The organism is Methyloceanibacter sp., from assembly GCF_051306395.1.
Lineage (GTDB): Bacteria > Pseudomonadota > Alphaproteobacteria > Rhizobiales > Methyloligellaceae > Methyloceanibacter.
The window spans coordinates 1-3,698 of record NZ_JBPPND010000222.1 but is presented as its reverse complement, the minus strand read 5'-3'; the positions used below and the strand labels follow the sequence as shown (position 1 = coordinate 3,698).

3 protein-coding genes are annotated in these 3,698 nt (G+C 66.2%); all 3 read left to right on the top strand.

What is annotated here, in order from left to right; translation table 11 throughout:
• On the top strand, positions 1–624 hold a 624-nt coding region (locus ACSLE4_RS11505; RefSeq protein ID WP_435904585.1), incomplete at its 5' end, for a TPM domain-containing protein.
• Positions 605–2,014, top strand: a complete 1,410-nt coding sequence (locus tag ACSLE4_RS11500; RefSeq protein ID WP_435904584.1) for an MFS transporter — start codon at positions 605–607, stop codon at positions 2,012–2,014. The genes ACSLE4_RS11505 and ACSLE4_RS11500, both read left to right, overlap by 20 nt.
• A gap of 148 nt (positions 2,015–2,162) precedes the next feature.
• Positions 2,163–3,473 (top strand): hypothetical protein, encoded by a 1,311-nt coding sequence (locus ACSLE4_RS11495; protein ID WP_435904583.1) that lies wholly within the window; start codon positions 2,163–2,165, stop codon positions 3,471–3,473.
• Positions 3,474–3,698 lie beyond the last annotated feature (225 nt).

The following is a 3,698-nucleotide window of genomic DNA, read 5'->3' as shown; positions in this document are numbered from 1 at the left end:
TTCACCCCCGAAGAATACGCGTCGATCACCGGTGCCATCACCCGCGCCGAGAAGGCCACGAGCGGCGAGATCGTCGTCGTGGTGGCCCGGGCCTCGTCCACCTATCGCTATTTCGCGCTGATGTGCGTGGCGCTGGTCTCACTCGCCGTGCCGCTGCCCCTCATCCACTTCACCAAGTGGCCGATCGAATATGTCTATCTCTTGCAGCTCGCGGTGTTTGCTCTTGGCGTCGTGATCGTGCAGTGGGAAGCGTTCCGCGTCGCCATCGCGCCGCGCGCGCTGAAGCATGCGCGGGCGCACTTGCGCGCCGTCGAGCAATTCCTGGTGCAGAACCTGCACACCACCGAGGGACGCACCGGCGTGCTCATCTATGTGTCGGACGCGGAGCGCTACGCCGAAGTGATCGCCGATGACGGCATCTACCGGAAGGTGACACCCGACGTGTGGGACGATCTCATCGCCGCGCTGACCGCGGAGATCGGCAAAGGCTCGCGCACGGAAGGCTTCGTCGCCGCCATCGAGACCTGCGGCGCCATCCTCGCCGAGCATTTCCCGCCGGAGACGGGCGACCATGACGAGCTCCCCAACCACTTGATCGTGCTCGATGTCGCACAGCCCGCGTGAGGCCGAAGCGCCCAAGACCCTTCATACCAAGACCCTTCAGACCGTGCCCAGGCGCGGCCTGATCGGCTGGGTGCTGTTCGATTGGGCGACCCAGCCCTTCTACACCCTCGTCGTCACCTTCCTGTTCGCGCCCTATTTCGTGAACGGCTTCATGGACGATCCCGCGCACGGCCAAACCATCTGGGCGTACGCGACGGGCGCCGCCCAGCTGATCGCCGCAGGCCTGGCGCCGGTGCTCGGCGCCATCGCCGATGCGGGGCTCCCGCGCAAGCCCTGGATAGCCGGCTTCTCGGTGCTGCTGGTCGCGGGCCTCGGTGGCTTGTGGTTCGCCATCCCCGGCGATCTTTCGCTCGTGCCCGTCGTGCTGCTGTCTTTCGGTCTCGCCACGATCGGCGCCGAGCTCGCCACCGTGTTCAACAACGCCATGATGCCGGGCCTCGTCTCGGGGAAACGGCTCGGCACGTTGTCCGGCCTCGGCTGGGCGGTGGGCTATGTGGGCGGCCTGGTCAGCCTGGCGCTGATTGCCGGCCTCATCGTCACCGACCCGAACACCGGCAAGACCCTGTTCGGCTTGCAGCCCGTCTTGCCGCTCGACACCGCGACCCGCGAAGGCGACAGGCTGGTCGGGCCGTTCTCGGCCCTGTGGTATCTGGTCTTCGTCCTGCCGCTGTTCTTGTTCACGCCGGACCGGCCGGACGCGCCGCTTCAGGGCAGCGCCGTACAGGCGGGCTTGCGCCGGCTGGTGCGCTCGATCAAGGACCTGGTGCGCGATCACGGTTCAATCGCGCTCTTTTTGTTGGCGCGCATGCTCTATGCCGACGGGCTCGGCGCCGTGTTCGCCTTCGGCGGCATTTATGCGGCGAGCGTGTTTGGCTGGGGCGCCGCGGAGCTCGGTCTGTTCGGCATCGTGCTCACCGTCGCCGGCACCATCGGCGCACTCATCGGCGGCCTTCTCGACGACCGCTTAGGCTCCAAGACCGTGATCGTCACGGCGCTTCTCTTCTTCATTGCGGGCTCGCTCGGCGTGCTCTCGATCGACGCCGACGAGATCCTGTTCGTCATTCCCGTGGCGCCTAAAGCAGACGGCAGCGGGCTGTTCGCCTCCGCCGGCGAGCAGTCTTATCTCGCCTTCGCCGTTCTCATCGGCCTGGCGGCCGGTCCGATCCAGGCCTCGAGCCGCACCCTGCTGGCCCGGCTCTGCCCGCCGGAGAAAACCACGGAGTTCTTCGGTTTCTTCGCCTTCTCCGGCAAGATCACCGCCTTTGCCGCGCCGCTCGTCATCGGCCTGGTCACCGCGCTCACCGACAGCCAGCGCCTCGGCATCTCGGCGTCCCTCGCCTTTCTGATCGGCGGGCTCCTCTTGCTGCTCTGGGTGCGCCCCCCGCGTTGACGGCACGCGTGTTCGTCGCCGCGGCGCGTAAGTCCGGCTGTTGAGTTGGGGCAAAACGACCAAAGCGACGTGCGCCGTAGCAAATCTGCGGCGTTCGGGCTAAGTTGTGTAGCTGGGGTACGATCAGCACTGAGATCAGGGGACGATCATGAGACAGATTGGAGTCGTTGCGGCGTTTTTCGCGGCCTTGCTTTTCGCCGCGTGCGAGCAACCGAAGGACGAAGACACAAAAGAACCCGCGGAGCAGCCGGCCACCGAAGCGCCGGCCGAAGACGCTGCACCGGCCGACGACGCCGCGCCCGCCGAGGAGCCTGCGGACGAAGACGCAGCACCGGTCGAGGAGCCGGCGGACCAAGAGCCTACGGACCAAGAGCCCATGGATGAAGAGCCGGCCGACGAGCCTGCCGCCATGGAAGAGCCGGCGGCCGAGGAACCCGCGCCCGCCGAAGAGCCTGCAGCGGAAGAGCCTGCCGCGGACGATGCCGACGAGCCGGACGCGATGGTGGAAGAAGAGACCACCGAAGAGGTCATCTCCGTGCCGCCCACGGTCTCCGAGGACGCACCGTCCGAGCCTCATGCCGGCGAGTCTGCGTCCGAGTCCCAGCCCGAGCCGGTCTATCCGGACGGCGAGCCGGGCGATACGGACTCCGACGGCGCCATGGATGCCGAAGAGCCGGCCGGTGAAGCGGTGATGGAAGAAGACACCATGGAAGTCGAGACGCCTGACGGCGACGCCGTCATGGAAGAGGACACCATGGAGGTCGAGACGCCCGACGGCGAGGCCATGATGGAAGAAGACACCATCGTGGTCTCACCTGAAGTCTCCGAGGACGCAGCACCGGTCGAGGAGCCGGCGGACCAAGAGCCTATGGACCAAGAGCCCATGGAAGAGCCCATGGACGGGATCATGGATGAAGAGCCGGCCGATGAGCCTGCCGCCATGGACGAGCCTGCAGCCGAGGATGCCGCGCCCGCCGAAAAGCCGGCAGCGGAAGCGCCTGCGGCGGACGACGCCGACGAGCCGGACGCGATGATGGAAGAAGAGACCACGGAAGAAGTCATCTCCGTGCCGTCCACGGTCGCCGAGGACGCACCGTCCGAGCCTCATGCCGGCGAGCCGGCGTCCGAGTCCCAGCCGGAGCCGGTCTATCCGGACGGCGAGCCGGGCGATGCGGACTCTGACGGCGCCATGGATGCCGAAGAGCCGGACGCCGAAGAGCCGGCCGGTGAAGCGGTAATGGAAGAAGACACCACGGAAGTCGAGACGCCTGACGGCGACGCCGTCATGGAAGAGGACACCATGGAGGTCGAGACGCCGGACGGCGAGGCAATGATGGAAGAAGACACCATCGTGGTCTCACCTGACGTCTCCGAGGATGCGCCGACCGAGCCGCACAAAGGCGAGGGTCCGTCGCCGAACCAGCCGCAGCCGGTCTATCCGGACGGTGAGCCGCAATAGGCTAAGCATCGAGATCAGATCGAAGCAAAGGCCTCCCCTTCGGGAGGCCTTTTTCGTTTGTGCTGAGGCGGCGGCACCGTGATGATGGCGAGCCGGCGTCCTAGGCCTTGTGTCCCTGGATGTAGTGCTCGAGTTGGTCGATGATGAATTCCTGATCGCTGATAATGCTGTTCACCATATCGCCGATCGAAACGATTCCGACGATTCGTCCACGTTCGAGAACCG